Here is a 15,341-nt window from a genome sequence, read left to right as displayed (position 1 = left end):
TTATTACATCCTGTCAGAATGATTTTCCGTTTTGCAGTCTGCCGCTGAGCTGCCGGCTGTGGGCATGACAGATGGCGACAGCCAGAGCATCGGCGGCATCCTCCTGGGCGATTTCGGGCAGGTTCAGCAATGTTCTGGTCATCTGCTGAACCTGATTCTTCCCAGCCCGGCCATAGCCGACCACAGCACTTTTAACCTGCAGGGCCGAGTATTCGAAGACCGGTAACCCGGCATTGATCCCGGCCAACAACGCAACCCCGCGAGCGTGCCCCAGTTTAAGGGCGGAGGCTGGGTTGCGCGCCATGAACACCTGTTCGACCGCAACGGCCTCGGGCTGATATTTGGAAATCAGTGCGCACAGCTCTTGGTAAATTCGTTGCAACCGCAGGGCCAGGGCATCCTGACTTTTGGTGAAGATCGCCCCGTTATCCAGGTGCAGCAAGCGGTTGCCCTGCTGTTCGATAAAACCGTAACCGGTCGCTTTACTGCCCGGATCAATGCCTAAAATACGCATAGCCCAGGCGGTCAGCCCATGATCCTTTCCATCTCTTCATCAGAGATGTCAAAATTGGCATAAACATTCTGGACATCATCGTTATCTTCCAGAACATCAATCATTTTCATGAGTGATTCAGCCTGCTTGCCTTCAACCGGGTTCATGTTTTGCGGGATCATGGTCACTTCCGCAGATTCAAATTTAAACCCCTGCTGCTCAAGGGTGTTGCGGACATTTTCAAATTCAGCGGGATCGGTGATGACTTCGATGACGCCATCCTCTTCTCTGACATCTTCTGCGCCAGCTTCAAGAGCGGCTTCGAAAATGGTGTCAAAATCGTTATCGGTGCTGAAAATGACCTGCCCTTTGCGGTCAAACATGAAGGCCACCGAACCACTGACACCCAGGCTGCCACCATATTTGTTGAAGGCATGGCGCACATCCGCGACGGTTCGGGTCCGGTTGTCAGTCATGAATTCAACGATCACGGCCACACCGCCGGGACCGTAGCCTTCAAAGGTCCCCTCTTCGTAGGTCACTCCATCAAGATCGCCGGTCCCTTTTTTAATCGCCCGCTCAATGTTGTCTTTCGGCATGTTGGACTGTTTGGCTTTGTCGACGGCCAGCCTGAGTCTGGCATTGGATTCGAGATCGCCACCGCCGATCCTGGCGGCAATGGTGATTTCTTTGATCAGTTTGGTGAAAATTTTTCCCCGCTTGGCATCCTGAGCCCCTTTGCGGTGCTTGATATTGGCCCATTTACTATGTCCGGACATCTGCGCAAATCTCCTTATGCGAAAAATTAAACAAAACGCCGGCTGCGCCGGCGCTTCATGGGTTTCAGTAATAATCTAGCGATCTTCTTATGTCGCTTTGTCCTGCTAATAATGAATGATTTTCAACTTGTCCACAACCGCAACGACACCTTCGGTCCGTTCTGCATCCTCAAGGGCCGCTTTGCGCTCAGCTTCGCTGTAAACGTGACCGGTCAGGGTCACTTTGCCGCCATTGACCTCGATATTGAACCAGATATCCTTGATGCGTTCATCGGCCAAGCGCGCGATCTGAATCTTTTTCTGAATGATCAGATCCGCGATGCGGGCCTTGCAGCGCTCTGATTTCTCCTGCAGGTACGGATCCTTGGCAGCTTCCTTGATCAATTTAACAGCGGTTTCATTCGATGTTCGCGAGGTATTGATCACCAGATCATATTGCAGCGGATCTTCCCAGTCGCGGTCAAAGTAGTACTTGATGAAACCGGCCCGTTGCTGATCACTTTTGCGGACCAGGGAACGGGCCAGATCCGGATCGAGCCATTCCCGTTCGGCCCAGCGTTCGACCCGCTCTTCAAAGGGGGCGATAACCCTGACCCGAATCACCGTGCCGATGCCGGGGAGCAGATCCTGTCCACCGCGGCCGTAAATAATAACATTGCCCTGATAGGCTCGTTCCAGCACGATCAACTGAATGCGATTCATATCGAGAGCGCTCTGGCGATCCAGGTGCTCGACGAACGCGGGAGGCTTTTCATCGGTTTGCTGCAAAGCCTCATCGGTCAAGTCATATTCCGAAGCGACGTTTTGAATAGCGCTGTCGTCAATCAGCTCATAGCCCAGCTCTTTTGCAACCTGATGAGCGATGGGGATACCGCCACTGCCCATTTCACGGGAAATGGTAATAATCGCCATAAAACATTTTCTCCAGTTCGTTTCCAGCGGGTTGGGTTGTCAAGCGACTCAGCTTCTGCCAGCGGTCAATAATGACATGAATTATTGGCGAATTCAAGGGCTGTCACCAGCTGCGCCCCTCGGCCTGGGAAAACCTGTCCGGGCTGGTGATTTCCCGTCAGGTTGGCGGGTCACCTTCGGGCTGCGGCGTGGTCAGCCACGCTTATCGTCCGGTATATTGTTTTTCCGCTCCAGGCTGACTATAATCAGCAATTCAAACCTTATTCCAACTAACTTCAACGGAAGGCAAGCATATGGCTGAACAGGAAAACCCGGAATTCATCTCTCAGCTGCAAAGCCGCATTCAGGCCGCTGGAGGAATCTCCTTTGCCGAGTTCATGGAACTTGCCCTGTACCATCCGGTTCATGGCTACTATTCGGCAGCTTGCCCACGGATCGGCAAGCAGGGAGACTTCTTCACCTCCTCCAGCATCCATTCCTGCTTCGGTCGCTTGCTCGCCAAGCAGTTGGAACAGATGTGGCAGTTGCTTGGCAAAGGACGCTTCACCGTTGCGGAACAAGGGGCTGGGGAAGGGTATCTGGCGCTGGATATTCTGGATGCAATTGCCGAAGACTACCCCGATTTTTATTCCCTGCTGAACTATCGTATCGTCGAAATCAGCCCCGCACTACAGAAAAAACAGGCCGAGCAACTGGTCCGGCACATTGATGCCGGCCGGGTGGAGTGGTGTGCTCTGCCCCAGCTCAAGGGGATGCAGGGCTGTTTTTTGAGCAACGAGTTGGTGGATGCTTTTCCCGTGCATCTGATCGAGAAACATTCCGGAACCCTGCAGGAAGTTTTTGTCGTTAATCAGGGCGCTGGCTTCGCCGAGGAGTTGCGTCCCTTATCGACCGAACGGATTAGCAATTACTTTACAGCTCTTGGTCTTGAGCCCGCGGAAGGGAATCGCTGTGAGGTGAATCTGGCCGCTCGGCAATGGATGGTGGAGGTTGCGGAGGTGGTCAAAAAAGGGTTTGTGCTGACCATTGATTACGGCTTCCCGGCGGAAGAACTCTTTGCTGCCTGGCGGCGAACCGGCACATTGCTCTGTTATCAGCAACATCAGACCAACGAAGATCCCTATCGGCAACCGGGACGGCAGGATATCACCGCCCATGTGGATTTTACCACCTTGCAGGAAGCCGGGCGGAAAAGGGGCCTGGTGCCACTTTATTTCGGCCATCAGTACCAGTTCCTGATGGGGCTGGGCTTTCTGGAAATGCTGATTGAGTTGCAGAGTCGCGAAACCGACCCACAAAAGGCGCAGGCTTTGCGGATGAATTTGAAAACCCTGATTCTGCCGGATGGCGGGATGGGCGACAGTTTTAAAGTCCTGGTCCAGGGCAAACATGTCGGCACTCCTGAATTGCTGTGCTCCCGCAAAATTCAGAATATCAGTATCGCCTCCGGAGTGTGATCACTTCAGGGCTTGCCTGGGAATTGCAAATATGTCTATACTTAACCAATAAACTCAATTATTAGATGGAGGAAATATTTCATGAAAGAGCGTGTCGCTGAAGTTTTGGATATGATCAGACCTGCCCTGCAGGCAGATGGCGGTGATGTTGAGCTGGTTGACGTCTCAGAAGAGGGCGTTGTCAGCCTCAAACTGACCGGCGCTTGCGGTTCCTGTCCCATGTCCACCATGACCCTGAAAATGGGCATTGAGCGTAACCTGATGGAACAGATTCCGGAAGTAAAAGAAGTCGTTCAGGTCCGCTGATCCATACACGTTATCCAGATGAGTGAAAAAAAAGCCTGTGCGTGAGCATGGGCTTTTTTTTAGGCTGTTGGCAAACAGCCTATCCGAGCCCAGGAAGGGCGAGTCAAAAACAAGGAGTTTTGACCTTGTTTTTGTAAGAGGAGCAAAACCGCGCTTTTGCGGAACGTGCATGGCAAAATTCAGGAAGAATTTTGCCATAATTCAATCATCGCCTGTGCGGAAGCATGGGCTTTTTTTTAGGCTGTTGGCGAGCGGCTGGAGTTCAAGGAAAGACGGCTATGAGCGTGGCCAGATTAGGGGTGACGGTTGCCGTTCAAAAAACTGTACAGTTTCAGCAATAATCCCTGTCGGGTATGCAGGGCACCGTGCGGACACAGCTCCTGACAGCAGAAACAGCGGATGCACTTTCCGTAATCGATGCGCAGTTTCCGGTTGCTGATCTGCATCGCTTGCGGCGGGCATAACTTGACGCATTCATTGCATAATTTGCACCGGGATGGATCCGGCTCCGGGCGCGCACTCAGAGTGTTCTTCAAGTAGCGCTTGAGTCCTCCCTTAAGCCCAAAATTGATGTCTGTCATCTTGGCCGTCCGGAAGTTCTTCACGCGCAGGCTCTCCAGCGAGCAGCCCAGCACTTCCAATTCAGCCAGCGACGCATAGGGGCGTCCGGTCAGCAGCGCCTGCTGTTGAGTCCAGACCTGGTGGGGCTGCATTCCAAGCAGTGCGGTTGCCACTGTATCCACGGCCTGCGGGTTGCTTCCGGCCAGCAAGGCGCCGATAGCAACCGGATCGCCGCTGCCAGGACCTTCTCCTTCCATACCGATCACGGCATCGACAATGGTCAGTTGCGGTGCCAGCCGTTCACAGAGTTCCAGCAGCATCAGGGCAAAAAAGGCTTTATCTGTCCCCGCCTGCAGATGAAGGCGCGGTTTGCGCAGGCCGACCACGGCGCCGAACATGTTTTTGACAGCGCAGGTCAGGCCCATCATCTGGTGGGTTTTGAGCTTGGGCAGGTTGATAATGACATCGGCATCGAGGAGGTCTTGAGCGACTTCCAGTTTGTGGAACGTGCCGGTGGCGGCCAGCGGTACCGACTTCTCGAATTTGGCCAGCTGGATGCCGGTCTCTTTGACGACTTCAAGCAGCCCGCTTTTGTGAGCCACTGTTTCCAGCCCGCCGATTCCCGGGGAATCACCGAGGGCAACCTCGGCTCCCGCCTCCAGGCAGAGCTCAATAACCGCCCGGACCACCTCCGGGTGAGTGGTGACGGCTTTATCGGGACTGCGGCCCGCCAGCAAATTCGGCTTAAGCAGGATTTTTTGTCCTGGCTTGACGAATGCATCCATGCCGCCAAGGGGAGCGAGCAGCTTTTCGATGGCGGTGCGCACCCCTGGCCGGTCATAGTCGCGCTGTTGCTGCAGGGATACCTGTTGCGGTTGTGGAATGGGCAACTGGATCAACGGCTTAGCCTGCAATGATGGTGAGGTAGAGTTTCCGGGTCCGGGGTCCGTCGAATTCGCAGAAATAGATCCCCTGCCAGGTGCCGAGAACCGGTTCGCCAGCCGCGATGAGCAGCGTTTCGCTGACCCCGACCAGGCTGCTTTTGATATGGGCGGCGCTGTTTCCTTCCGCATGGCGGTAGTTGTCATGCAGCGGGACCAGCTTGTCAAAGCCGGAAACCATGTCGGTCTGGACATCCGGATCGGCATTTTCATTAATGGTGATGGCTGCCGTAGTGTGGGGAACAAACAGGACTGCGATTCCGGCGGAGATTCCTGTTTGCTTAATTAATTTTCTGACCTCGGCGGTGATCTCCTTGAACTGGCAGCGCTGTTGGGTTTGAATGCTGAGCTCCTGGATCATGCGTTTCCTTTATTCTGCAGTGCCGCGGCTGCTGCGTTTATGGCCGCACTGCGATAGATAAGGGCGGTGTGCCCCATATTGTCGAGCTCGACGGCGTTGCCCCAATTCAGGTGATTGAATTCGTTCGGCAAGACCATGTTGTCCTTGCGGGAATAGATGTTGGTCAAGGTGACTCCTTGCGGAACCGCGGCACTGTTGAGGCGTTTGAGAAAATCAGAACTCGGAAGAAGGATTTTTCCCAACGGAGCAATGGAAAAAGAGGCCAGCCTGGACCCATGGTGAGGTGTTCCCAGGCAAACGAATTGATCGACCTTGTCGGCTCCGCCCCGCAGCTGGATATAATTGCGTGCAATCATGCCGCCCATAGAATGAGCGACCAGGTGAACCTTGTTGACGCCGACCTGAATGCGGAGTTCATCAATTCTTTTTGCCAGCAGTTCGGTCAGGACCTCTTCGTTGTGCCAGGAGGACAAATTGATGGTGACCAGGTTCTTAATCCCTCTTCTTTTCAATTGCCATTTGAACCAGAACCAACTGGCTTGATTATCAAAGAGACCGTGCAACAGCAAGGTCGGGGGCACGCCACGGATCAGATGGGGCGTTTTTTTTCTGATCATGCCGAAAGGGATGGAGGCAACGGTCAGGCTGTTGAAAAAAACTTCCGGGAAGACCAGCCAAGCAAGCAGCCGCAGGTTTTTCCAGGAAAATCTCTGTTCAATCAGAGCTGGATCAGCATTGGATTTTTCATACCAGCTGATACTGTAGCTCAGCAGGACTGTCAGCAGGTCAAAAATCAGAAAAGCAACGACCGCCTTGATAAGTAAACTGAATATCAGGTACATAGATGTAACTAACGTCTTTGTAGTTCGCTTGGGTTAAGGAAACGAAAGGTTTGTCTGGATGTTAGCAGCCTTAACAACACATGTTATGATCGGGAAGTATGCCATGCTGAGGGGGTGTCGTCAATTCATCGCCGTTTGCCGGCAGCCCGGTTCGGTCGGTTGGAGGGCCTTGCCATGACCGATTATCTGCGCCAGTTTGAGCAGCATCTGACGACCGAGCGCAACCTGTCTGGACATACTGTCGCAGCGTACCTGCGCGATCTGCACCATTTCGAAATATTTCTACAGGAACGGGGTTGGTCCATCCGCAGCGGGCATGGGCTGGAGCTGATCGATTATTTGCTGTTGCGGCAATATCTCGCCAGGCTGCACAAAGTTAACAGCAGGACGAGCATTGCCCGCAAACTGTCCGCCATCAAAGTCTTTCTGCGCTATTTGGTCCGCGAAGGGGTGCTCAAGGACTCGCCGGCCGATGCCTTGAGTGCCCCGCGACGGGAACAGTATCTGCCCAAAGTTCTGAGTGCCGAGCAGGCCGGCCGGTTGCTGGACGGTTCCGTTCCAGGGCAGTTCCTGCTAGTGTTGCGTGATTTAGCGCTGTTCGAGCTGATCTATTCCTGCGGGCTGCGGGTCGCTGAAGTTACCGCCCTTGATGTCGGCTCGCTGGCTGGGGGTCTCTGCCAAGTCCGGGTGCTGGGCAAGGGCAATAAGGAAAGACTGTTGCCAATCGGCAGGCAGGCGGGCCAGGCGTTGGCCGGATACCTGGCCGAACGGGGCGAGATCAAACCGGAAGACCCGTTGTTTCTCAACCATCGTGGCGGTCGGCTGACTCCGCGAAGTGTGCAGCGTAATTTGAAGATGCGGTTGTTGCAGTTGGGGCTGCCGACGGATGTCACCCCTCATGCCTTGCGCCATTCATTCGCTACTCATTTGCTGGATGCCGGCGCTGACCTGCGCGCCATTCAAGAACTGCTGGGGCATGCTTCACTGTCAACGACCCAGCGTTACACCAAAGTCAGTTTCTCTCATCTGACCGAGGTTTATGATCGCAGTCATCCCCGGAGTCGTAAAAAATAACCAAATAGGTAACCTTTTTCTTGACAGCTTTCCCAGAATCGCTAGACTGCTTTGCAAGCAGTTTTTTGCCCCTTGAACGCTAATTCATTATTGAGAGGAGTACTGAGCGATGAGTGTGCTGGTCGGAAAACAAGCCCCTGAGTTTACCTCCTCCGCTGTTATGGCGGATGGTTCCATCAACGATAATTTCTCCCTGGCCGATTACAAGGGAAAATATATTGTCCTGTTTTTCTATCCTCTGGACTTTACCTTTGTGTGCCCAACGGAATTGATCGCGTTCAGTCATCGGATGGCCGAATTTGAAAAACGTGAGGTCCAGGTGATCGGCTGTTCCATTGATTCACAATATACCCACCTTGCTTGGCGGAATACCCCCATTGATAATGGCGGGATCGGGCAAGTCCGCTACCCGCTGGTGGCAGATGTGAAACACCAGATTTGCCGAGCCTACGATGTCGAGCTTGATCCTGCCGGGGTTGCCCTGCGTGGCTCATTCCTTATTGACAAAGAGGGTGTCGTTCGTCATCAGGTGGTCAACGATCTGCCGCTGGGTCGCAATATCGATGAAATGTTGCGCATGGTCGACGCCCTGCAGTTCCATGAAAAGCATGGTGAAGTCTGCCCAGCCGGGTGGAGCCAAGGGGATAAAGGCATGGTTGCCGATGGCGAAGGAGTTGCTTCGTATCTTGCCTCGGAATCGAGCAAGCTCTAACCGGATAACCTCATCAAGTTCCTATATTTGTTAGAGTTTCGTTAACAAAAAAAGGTGGCCTCGGCCACCTTTTTTTGTTGCTTCTTCTGTTGCAATAAGGTTTAATCTCGCCTAATATTAGGTTTGCTATAGTAATGTTCTCTAATGGAGGCAGCTCTGGGCGTTTTGAAATCCAAAAAAAAACCGGGATCCGCTTTGCTGTCGATTTGTCTGCAGCGGACTCGTTTTAGCGCAGCAATGACCAAGCCGGGGCCGTCGGGGGCTCCATCTCTTGTTCTTCCTGAGCTGGGGACGTTTACCGATGAGGCGCAACGAGCCTCCGCTCTGGCTGAGCTGGTGCAGCGGAATAAGCTTGCTAAATACTCCTGCATCGCCATGTTGCCGGCCAACTCATACCAGCTGGTGCAGGTTGATCTGGGAGAACTCCCTGTCGACGAACGACGTGAGGCTGCCCGCTGGCAGATTCGCGAACGGCTCGATTATCCACCGGAAGAGGCGGTCATTGATCTGTTTGAGGTGGCTCCGTTCGGCGGAGAAAAACGGCCCCTGACCTATGTCGTTTCCGCCTCAAGCAACTATCTGCGTGAGCAGGTTCAGGCCTTGTCCAAAACCGGCCTGACCCTTGCTGCTATCGACATCCCCGAGTTTGCCCTGCGCAATATCTGCGATCTGTTTACCGAAGATGAGCGTGGTTTGGCTCTGCTTTGGCTGGAAGAGCATTCCGGCCTGCTGGTCGTGGTGCGCGACGGCTCCCTTTATTTGTCGCGTTCTTTTAATAGCGGTATGGCAGACCTTGTTCCTTACGCGGATGGTGCTTACGAGAGCCTGACTGAACAGCTTGACTCCATTGTACTGGAAATCCAGCGTTCTTTTGATTTTTGTGAAAGCACCTTTCAGTTGCCGATGGTGTCCCGTTTGTTGATTGCCCAAACCGGCCAGGAGATCAGCGCCATTTACGGCTATCTGAACGAATATCTCACCACCAAGGTTGAACCGTTGAGTTTTTCCGGGGTCCTGACGACTCCCGAAGGCTTCAGTCAGGTTGAATTGAATGGCGCACTTCCGGTTATCGGAGGCGCTTTGCGCCGGGAGCAGAATTGATGCGCCAGCAGATTAATCTTTACCAGGACGTTTTGCTGGAAAAACCCGAGCCTTTACAGGCGAAGCAGGCTTTGTTGCTGCTGGTCGGCGTTTTTGCGGTTCTTGCCCTGCTCGGAAGTTATGACCACTACCAGGTCAGGGGACTTGAAGATCGTTTGCTGCAATTGCAGAGCAGTGAAAAACAGGCGACCGAGCGGCTCACTGAGCTGGCGGCGAAATTTCCTCCCCCAAAAACCGATCCGTTGTTGGCGGAGCGGATCAGCCGCGTCGAAAGACGGCTGGCCGGGCAAAAAGAGGCTCTGAAGTTTTTCTCACGCCAGGATGCAGCCGCCAATGAAAAAATATTGGCCTCCCTGGAAGGTCTCGCCCGTACGTCCTTGACTGGATTATGGTTGCGCCGTGTCAGCCTCCAGGAGCATGGCCAGAGTATTTTCTTGGCGGGAACGACTGTGCAGGTCGAAGATGTGCCGCGTTACCTGGAACTGCTCGGCACCAGGAATATCTTCGGCGGGCAGGTGTTTTCGCGGCTGCAACTGAAACGGCTGGAAACAAACGCCGGCCAGGTTGATTTCGAACTCGACTCGGCACGGAGCAATTGATGGCAGGCACAGAGAGAAAACAAAGCCCTTCGGCCTGGTTCAACAGTCGCAGCTTGCGTGAGCGGGCGGTGCTGGTCGGTGCGGTTGTGGTCCTTATCCTGGTGCTGGCCCTGGTGTTGGTCCTTGATCCGTTGAGCAAACGCCAACAAAACTTGCGGCGGGATATCGCCGGTCTGGAAAACAGTCTGGCGCAGCTGCAGGTTCAGGAAAACACCCTCCTGGCCCGCAAGGACCTTGATCCGGATAAAGAAAAAAAACAGCGGCTACAAATCCTTGAAGCGGAAGTTGAAAAATTGCAGGGGCAGCTTGAGCGCCGCATCGACACCCTGGTGTCTCCCAGTCAGATGACTCTGCTGCTGAAAGATCTGCTCGACCGACAGGCTGATTTGCGTTTGCTCAGTCTGAAAAACCTGCCACCCGAGGCGGTGGATCTGGGAACCCCTGCGCAGGAAAAGGATGAGGCTCCCCAGCTTTATCGCCATGGCCTGGACATGGAACTATCCGGAAAATATCTGGCCATGCTCAATTATTTGCGCCAGCTGCAGCAATTACCCCGGGGCCTGGTCTGGGACACCGTAGAAATAGAAACCAGTGAGTATCCGAAGACAACTGTACATTTGAAAGTTTATACCTTGAGCCTGGTGGAGGGCTGGATCGGTGGCTAAAGAACTGCGGCTGTTGTGCTTATTTTTGTTGTTTGCGGCAACTGTCTGCTCGATCGGCTTTGCCGAGGAGCTTCGTGATCCGATGGTGCCCTCGGATTATCGCGCTGCCGCTGTGGCCAAACCTGCGCCTGCTCCGGATCCGATCAAGACGGACACCTGGGTCCTGCGCGCCGTGCTGCATTCGGCCGGTCGTTCGGTCGCTTTGGTGAACGATCAGCCACTGCGAACCGGTGATCAACTGGAAGGGTACCGGCTGGTCCGAATTTTTCCAGACCATGTTGTTTTCAAGAACAAGCGCAAAGAGGTTGTCCTTTACCGGGTTGGAACCGGTTTGAAAAAGATGGCGGCAGATGCTGCTGTTAAGAAAGGGAGTACCGAGTGAAGAACGTTTCCTGCCATGCCTGCCGCATCATCATTTCATCATTGGTTGTTCTTGCCCTGAGCGGAGGGTGCGCTCCGGTTCCGCGCGGGGGAACCCCGGAAAAGGCCATTGAGAAAGCGCTTCAACCGGAACCGGCCCAGGTCAGTCGTTCGGTTGCTCCGGCTGCACCACCGGCAGAAATCCGTGCCGCCCTGATTCCGGCCCCGAGTGTGAATGCCGCCCCAAGTGTGAATGCAGCGCAGCAGCCTGCGGAGGAACGTTTCGATATTGCCGCAACCGACGTGGACGCGCGGGAATTTTTTATGAGCCTGGTGGCCGGTAGCAAGGCCAATATGGTTGTGCATCCGGCGGTTTCAGGGAAGATCAGCGTCGATCTTAAAAATACGACTGTTGACGAGGTGTTGCAGGTCATTCACAACGTTTACGGCTATCCCTATTTCAAAACCGGCACTATCTACCAGGTCATGCCGGTCGGATTGCAGGCCCGTACCTTCCAGGTGAATTATCTCAATCTGGTCCGCAGCGGATCTTCACAGACCCGGGTCAGTTCCGGTCAGGTCTCCCAGGTCAAAAGTAGTGACAATAATGACAACAATAGCGACAACAACAACGACCAGCAGCGCTCGATATCGGGCAGTCGTATCGATACCGAGTCGGTGGCCGATTTCTGGAGCGAACTGAAAACCGCCATCGTGGGGTTGGTTGGCAGCGATGGGGGGCGGAAAGTGGTTGTGCAGCCGCAAGCCAGCGTGGTGGTGGTGGTCGCCATGCCGGAAGAACTGCAACTGGTTGACGACTATCTGAAAATGATTCAAAGCAACCTGCAGCGGCAGGTGCTGATTGAAGCCAAAGTCATTGAAGTGACCCTGGCCGATGGTTATCAGACCGGGATCAATTGGGCGGCCCTGGCCAAAAAGTCCAACGGCGATGGGGTTGTGTTCGGCCAGGGTGGCGGAGGCTCAGTCTTCACCGACGGGGGGGCGCCCAAGGTCGTGACTCCGGACAGCCTGACCGGGGCCTTGTCCGATTCGTTGGATACCAGCTCCTTCGGTGGAGTTTTCAGCATGGCGTTGAACATCGGGAACTTCCAGGGGTTTGTCGAAATGCTGGAAAGTCAAGGAGATGTCCAGGTGCTGTCAAGCCCCCGAATCTCGACCATCAACAACCAGAAAGCGGTGATCAAGGTCGGTTCGGATGAATTTTTTGTCACCGACCTGTCCAGCGATACCAACTCGGGATCAACGACAACAACCTCGACCGATATTACCTTGACGCCGTTTTTCTCCGGGATTGCCCTGGATGTCACCCCGCAGATCGATACCAACAATCAGATCACCCTGCATGTTCACCCGACGGTGAGCGAGGTCACTGATCAGACCAAAGAGCTCAATGTCTTCGGTAACGAGCAGAGTATCCCGGTTGCCTACAGTACGGTTCGGGAGTCGGACAGTGTCATTCATGCCACCAGCGGCCAACTGGTCGTGATCGGCGGGTTGATGAAGGAGAACATCTCTGTTGATGAGGCCGGTGTGCCATTTTTGAGCAAGATTCCCGGGCTGGGTGCTTTGTTCAAGCATAACCGGTCCAGTTCCAACAAACAGGAACTGGTCATCCTGTTGCGGCCGCAGGTGATCTCCAACCCAGCCGACTGGACGAATAACCTGGAATCCGCCCAACAAAGAATGCAGAAAATAGCGCCGCATTTTCAACAGGACTGGAGACGGTTCTAAGCGTTTTGCCGATGGGATCGGAGTGCCATGTACGAGCAGTTTTACGGCCTCAGTGAAAAGCCCTTTTCGCTGACCCCGGATACCGAATTCCTCTACCGTTACAGCGGCCATCAGGAAGCATTGAATGTGCTGCTGGTGGCACTGCGCAACGGTGAGGGGTTTGTCCGGGTGACCGGCGAGGTCGGAACGGGAAAGACCCTGCTTTGCCGGCAGCTGCTCAAATTGCTCGAGGCGGATTGTGCCATTGCTTATCTGCCCAACCCTTTGTTGACGCCGCTGGAACTTTATCAGGCCATCTGCCACGAACTGGAACTGAGTGTCCCAGCTGAAGCGTCGCTGCAGCAGCTTTGCCAGATCATTTTTGTCGAATTGGCCCGGTTGCACAAGGCGCAGCGACCACTGGTGGTGCTCATCGATGAAGCCCAGGCCATGCCCCACGGCAGCCTGGAAGCGTTGCGCCTGCTGAGCAACCTGGAAACCGAGAAGGATAAACTTCTGCAGATTGTTTTTTTTGCTCAACCCGAATTTGATCAACGCCTGGCTGAAGCCAAATTAAGGCAGCTGCGGCAGCGAATCACCTTTTCCTACCAGCTCAAAAGCTTGCAGGAACACGAAGTCGCATCCTATCTGGCTCATCGCCTCCATGTCGCCGGGTATAACGGACCCGAGCTGTTCACCAAAGCAGCGGTCGGAGTGCTGTATAAAGCGGCCGGCGGGGTGCCGCGGCTGCTCAATCTGCTGGCTCATAAAGCGCTGTTGGCCGGTTACGGCAAGGGGGTCGGAAAAATCGATCGTGGGATCGCCGTGAAAGCTGTGCAGGATACCGCGGGCCTGAAACAGCCTCGGAAAGCTGTCTTTTCGCCCCTCTCTGTCGAGTTCGCCCTGGCCATGGTGGTTGCGGTCGTTACTTTTCTGACCTGGGGGCTACTGCGATGAGCCTGATCAACGATATGTTGCGCGACCTTGAAAAACGCCGGCGGAGCGATACTGTCACTGCGGTGCAGGCCCGAGCGTCATTCCGCGGTGGTGCTGAGGTCGGTAAAAAATACCTTTGGCTTGCTTGCGGCGTTCTGCTGCTGTTGTTGGTCGGGTGGCTGGCTGTTGGTGGCAACAGTCTTCAGCAAACCGCAACAATTGCCAAGGTTCCTGTTGCCGAGGCCGTGCCCGTCGCCGTGGCGAAACCGGCAGCAGAGCCCTTGCCCGTGCCGACGGTGGTCGGGCCGGGGGAGACTGTTGAGAATGGAATTGATTCGGCGCCCCTGACCGTTCACCCTGGTGCAGTTACGGCGGCGATTGACCAACCGACGGTAGCGACTGAAATGACGGCGTTGGGTATCCAGGCGCGATCCGACCGGGCTGAACTGGAACTGAGCTTTTCCCGACCGTCGGCATACGAGCTGCTGCAGGGTGAATCTGACGTTCAGCGGCTGGTTCTCAGTTTCAAACAGGTTGAACTGGGCAACGGGATACGGATTCCGACCGCAGAACCAGGACAACTGATCAAACAGGTCAGTCTGCAACCGCAGGCTGATGGCCTGCATCTGTTGATCGATTTCCGGGTGGCGGCTTCTTTGCAAAGCGTTCGAACAAGTAGTGATGACAGCCAGCGTTGGCACCTGCTGATCGCATTTGCGGCACTGCCGGCTGACGGCGCAAAACCGGTAGAACAAAAGACCGTTCCGGTCGCCCAGCAGGTCAAGCCTCGGCAGGAAACTCCGGTTGCCGCCAGCAAGCCTGCCGCCGAAGTCCCTGCTGCGCAGACGAAAGTGAATAAAACCGCCAATCGGCTTAGCTCTGATCGGCAGCTTTATCAAGCCGGTTTGAAACAGCTTGAAACTGGTGATTCCATGGCCGCGGCCAAAAGTTTTGAGCAGGCTTTGGCGCTTAATCCCGGTCTGGTCGACGCCCGCGTGCGGCTGATTTCGATTCTTCAGCAACGCCAGGAGCAGACTGCGGCTGAAATGCAGCTGCGCCAAGGGCTGCAGGTTGCCCCGGAGAATGTCGTGCTGCGCAAAACCTATGCCCGGTTGTTGTTGAGCGGTAAACGTTATGCCGAGGCTATCGCCCTGCTGGAACAGTCTCCGCGTCCGGTTATTCAAGAGGATCAGGAGTATTTCGCTCTGCTGGCCGCTGTTTTTCAAGAGAGCGGCCACTTCGCCGATGCTGCGAGGTTGTACCGTGAACTGGTCAATATCCGGCCGCAGCATGCTTTGTGGTGGTTCGGAATGGGACTTGCCGCCGATCAGGATGGTGATGGAGCTACGGCACAAAAAGCTTATCAGGCTGCGTTAGCCCTGCCGGGCTTGCGTCCTGACCTGCAGGTCTATGCCCGCAACCGGTTGCAGGTGTTGTGATGCGGTCCGTTGGTCAGCTGCAGGTCCGTATATTTGGGAATAACCGGTCAGCGCAACAAACAAAAAGCAAAA

General features: G+C 54.6%; 17 protein-coding genes. 11 read left to right on the top strand and 6 right to left on the bottom strand.

Going from position 1 to position 15,341, the window contains the following annotated elements; all coding sequences use genetic code 11:
* Window positions 1–13: 13 nt before the first annotated feature.
* From ruvC to N909_RS0102505, 3 genes are all read right to left on the bottom strand, one after another.
* Entirely contained in the window at window positions 14–514 is a 501-nt protein-coding gene (ruvC, locus tag N909_RS0102515) for a crossover junction endodeoxyribonuclease RuvC (protein ID WP_029910884.1), read from the bottom strand.
* An 11-nt stretch (window positions 515–525) separates the two neighbouring features.
* Entirely contained in the window at window positions 526–1,272 is a 747-nt protein-coding gene (locus tag N909_RS0102510) for a YebC/PmpR family DNA-binding transcriptional regulator (protein WP_029910881.1), read from the bottom strand.
* Between the two features lie 105 nt (window positions 1,273–1,377).
* A complete protein-coding gene (locus tag N909_RS0102505; RefSeq protein WP_029910878.1) occupies window positions 1,378–2,184 on the bottom strand; it encodes a cytidylate kinase family protein in 807 nt (268 codons plus the stop codon).
* A 293-nt stretch (window positions 2,185–2,477) separates the two neighbouring features.
* On the opposite strand from N909_RS0102505, the gene N909_RS0102500 reads away from it, so the two are divergent.
* Both N909_RS0102500 and N909_RS0102495 read left to right on the top strand, forming a co-directional pair.
* Window positions 2,478–3,641 carry a class I SAM-dependent methyltransferase gene (locus tag N909_RS0102500; protein WP_036682660.1) on the top strand — a complete coding sequence of 388 codons (1,164 nt, stop codon included), beginning with the start codon at window positions 2,478–2,480 and terminating at the stop codon, window positions 3,639–3,641.
* A gap of 81 nt (window positions 3,642–3,722) precedes the next feature.
* Complete coding sequence (locus N909_RS0102495) at window positions 3,723–3,947, top strand: NifU family protein (protein WP_029910871.1); 225 nt, start codon at window positions 3,723–3,725, stop codon at window positions 3,945–3,947.
* A gap of 293 nt (window positions 3,948–4,240) precedes the next feature.
* Here the strand turns inward: N909_RS0102495 and N909_RS0102490 are convergent, their stop codons facing one another.
* Genes N909_RS0102490 through N909_RS0102480 form a run of 3 tightly spaced genes read right to left on the bottom strand, consistent with a single transcriptional unit; the run spans window position 4,241 to window position 6,652 of the window.
* Window positions 4,241–5,407 (bottom strand): DUF362 domain-containing protein, encoded by a 1,167-nt coding sequence (locus tag N909_RS0102490; protein WP_245613560.1) that lies wholly within the window; start codon window positions 5,405–5,407, stop codon window positions 4,241–4,243.
* 4 nt (window positions 5,408–5,411) lie between these two features.
* Window positions 5,412–5,810: a secondary thiamine-phosphate synthase enzyme YjbQ gene (locus N909_RS0102485; protein WP_029910865.1), complete on the bottom strand. Its 399-nt coding sequence runs from the start codon at window positions 5,808–5,810 to the stop codon at window positions 5,412–5,414.
* A complete protein-coding gene (locus N909_RS0102480; protein WP_029910861.1) occupies window positions 5,807–6,652 on the bottom strand; it encodes an esterase/lipase family protein in 846 nt (281 codons plus the stop codon). The genes N909_RS0102485 and N909_RS0102480 overlap by 4 nt, the downstream gene beginning before the upstream one ends.
* 174 nt (window positions 6,653–6,826) lie before the next feature.
* Between N909_RS0102480 and N909_RS0102475 the strand changes: the two genes are divergently transcribed.
* From N909_RS0102475 to N909_RS0102435, 9 genes are all read left to right on the top strand, one after another.
* The gene (locus N909_RS0102475) at window positions 6,827–7,726 is read left to right on the top strand and encodes a tyrosine recombinase XerC (protein ID WP_029910859.1); all 900 of its coding nucleotides are present in this window, start codon (window positions 6,827–6,829) and stop codon (window positions 7,724–7,726) included.
* A gap of 109 nt (window positions 7,727–7,835) precedes the next feature.
* Window positions 7,836–8,438 carry a peroxiredoxin gene (locus N909_RS0102470; protein WP_029910855.1) on the top strand — a complete coding sequence of 201 codons (603 nt, stop codon included), beginning with the start codon at window positions 7,836–7,838 and terminating at the stop codon, window positions 8,436–8,438.
* A gap of 195 nt (window positions 8,439–8,633) precedes the next feature.
* Window positions 8,634–9,539 (top strand): type IV pilus biogenesis protein PilM, encoded by a 906-nt coding sequence (locus N909_RS0102465; protein WP_155005842.1) that lies wholly within the window; start codon window positions 8,634–8,636, stop codon window positions 9,537–9,539.
* Window positions 9,539–10,138, top strand: coding sequence for a hypothetical protein (locus N909_RS0102460; protein WP_029910850.1), 600 nt, complete (start codon window positions 9,539–9,541; stop codon window positions 10,136–10,138). Before N909_RS0102465 ends, N909_RS0102460 begins: the two co-directional genes overlap by 1 nt.
* Window positions 10,138–10,803, top strand: a complete 666-nt coding sequence (gene gspM, locus N909_RS0102455) for a type II secretion system protein GspM (protein WP_029910847.1) — start codon at window positions 10,138–10,140, stop codon at window positions 10,801–10,803. The genes N909_RS0102460 and gspM overlap by 1 nt, the downstream gene beginning before the upstream one ends.
* Window positions 10,796–11,185: a hypothetical protein gene (locus tag N909_RS0102450; protein ID WP_029910844.1), complete on the top strand. Its 390-nt coding sequence runs from the start codon at window positions 10,796–10,798 to the stop codon at window positions 11,183–11,185. Before gspM ends, N909_RS0102450 begins: the two co-directional genes overlap by 8 nt.
* Window positions 11,182–12,915: a pilus (MSHA type) biogenesis protein MshL gene (gene mshL / locus N909_RS0102445; protein ID WP_029910841.1), complete on the top strand. Its 1,734-nt coding sequence runs from the start codon at window positions 11,182–11,184 to the stop codon at window positions 12,913–12,915. Before N909_RS0102450 ends, mshL begins: the two co-directional genes overlap by 4 nt.
* 27 nt (window positions 12,916–12,942) lie before the next feature.
* Window positions 12,943–13,851, top strand: a complete 909-nt coding sequence (locus N909_RS0102440; protein WP_029910839.1) for an ExeA family protein — start codon at window positions 12,943–12,945, stop codon at window positions 13,849–13,851.
* On the top strand, window positions 13,848–15,269 hold the full coding sequence (locus N909_RS0102435; RefSeq protein ID WP_029910836.1) for a tetratricopeptide repeat protein: 1,422 nt from the start codon (window positions 13,848–13,850) through the stop codon (window positions 15,267–15,269). Before N909_RS0102440 ends, N909_RS0102435 begins: the two co-directional genes overlap by 4 nt.
* The last annotated feature ends 72 nt before the right edge of the window (window positions 15,270–15,341 follow it).

Source organism: Pelobacter seleniigenes DSM 18267, from assembly GCF_000711225.1.
GTDB lineage: Bacteria > Desulfobacterota > Desulfuromonadia > Desulfuromonadales > Geopsychrobacteraceae > Seleniibacterium > Seleniibacterium seleniigenes.
The sequence above is the reverse complement of the archived record's forward strand: the minus strand, read 5'-3'. Positions and strand labels throughout refer to the sequence as shown.

What these genes read in the sequence shown, in the direction of transcription:
- ruvC (WP_029910884.1), bottom strand. Translation starts at nt 514, where the DNA reads ATGCGTATTTTAGGCATTGATCCGGGCAGTAAAGCGACCGGTTACGGT.
- N909_RS0102510 (WP_029910881.1), bottom strand. Translation starts at nt 1,272, where the DNA reads ATGTCCGGACATAGTAAATGGGCCAATATCAAGCACCGCAAAGGGGCT.
- N909_RS0102505 (WP_029910878.1), bottom strand. Translation starts at nt 2,184, where the DNA reads ATGGCGATTATTACCATTTCCCGTGAAATGGGCAGTGGCGGTATCCCC.
- N909_RS0102500 (WP_036682660.1), top strand. Translation starts at nt 2,478, where the DNA reads ATGGCTGAACAGGAAAACCCGGAATTCATCTCTCAGCTGCAAAGCCGC.
- N909_RS0102495 (WP_029910871.1), top strand. Translation starts at nt 3,723, where the DNA reads ATGAAAGAGCGTGTCGCTGAAGTTTTGGATATGATCAGACCTGCCCTG.
- N909_RS0102485 (WP_029910865.1), bottom strand. Translation starts at nt 5,810, where the DNA reads ATGATCCAGGAGCTCAGCATTCAAACCCAACAGCGCTGCCAGTTCAAG.
- N909_RS0102480 (WP_029910861.1), bottom strand. Translation starts at nt 6,652, where the DNA reads ATGTACCTGATATTCAGTTTACTTATCAAGGCGGTCGTTGCTTTTCTG.
- N909_RS0102475 (WP_029910859.1), top strand. Translation starts at nt 6,827, where the DNA reads ATGACCGATTATCTGCGCCAGTTTGAGCAGCATCTGACGACCGAGCGC.
- N909_RS0102470 (WP_029910855.1), top strand. Translation starts at nt 7,836, where the DNA reads ATGAGTGTGCTGGTCGGAAAACAAGCCCCTGAGTTTACCTCCTCCGCT.
- N909_RS0102460 (WP_029910850.1), top strand. Translation starts at nt 9,539, where the DNA reads ATGCGCCAGCAGATTAATCTTTACCAGGACGTTTTGCTGGAAAAACCC.
- gspM (WP_029910847.1), top strand. Translation starts at nt 10,138, where the DNA reads ATGGCAGGCACAGAGAGAAAACAAAGCCCTTCGGCCTGGTTCAACAGT.
- N909_RS0102440 (WP_029910839.1), top strand. Translation starts at nt 12,943, where the DNA reads ATGTACGAGCAGTTTTACGGCCTCAGTGAAAAGCCCTTTTCGCTGACC.
- N909_RS0102435 (WP_029910836.1), top strand. Translation starts at nt 13,848, where the DNA reads ATGAGCCTGATCAACGATATGTTGCGCGACCTTGAAAAACGCCGGCGG.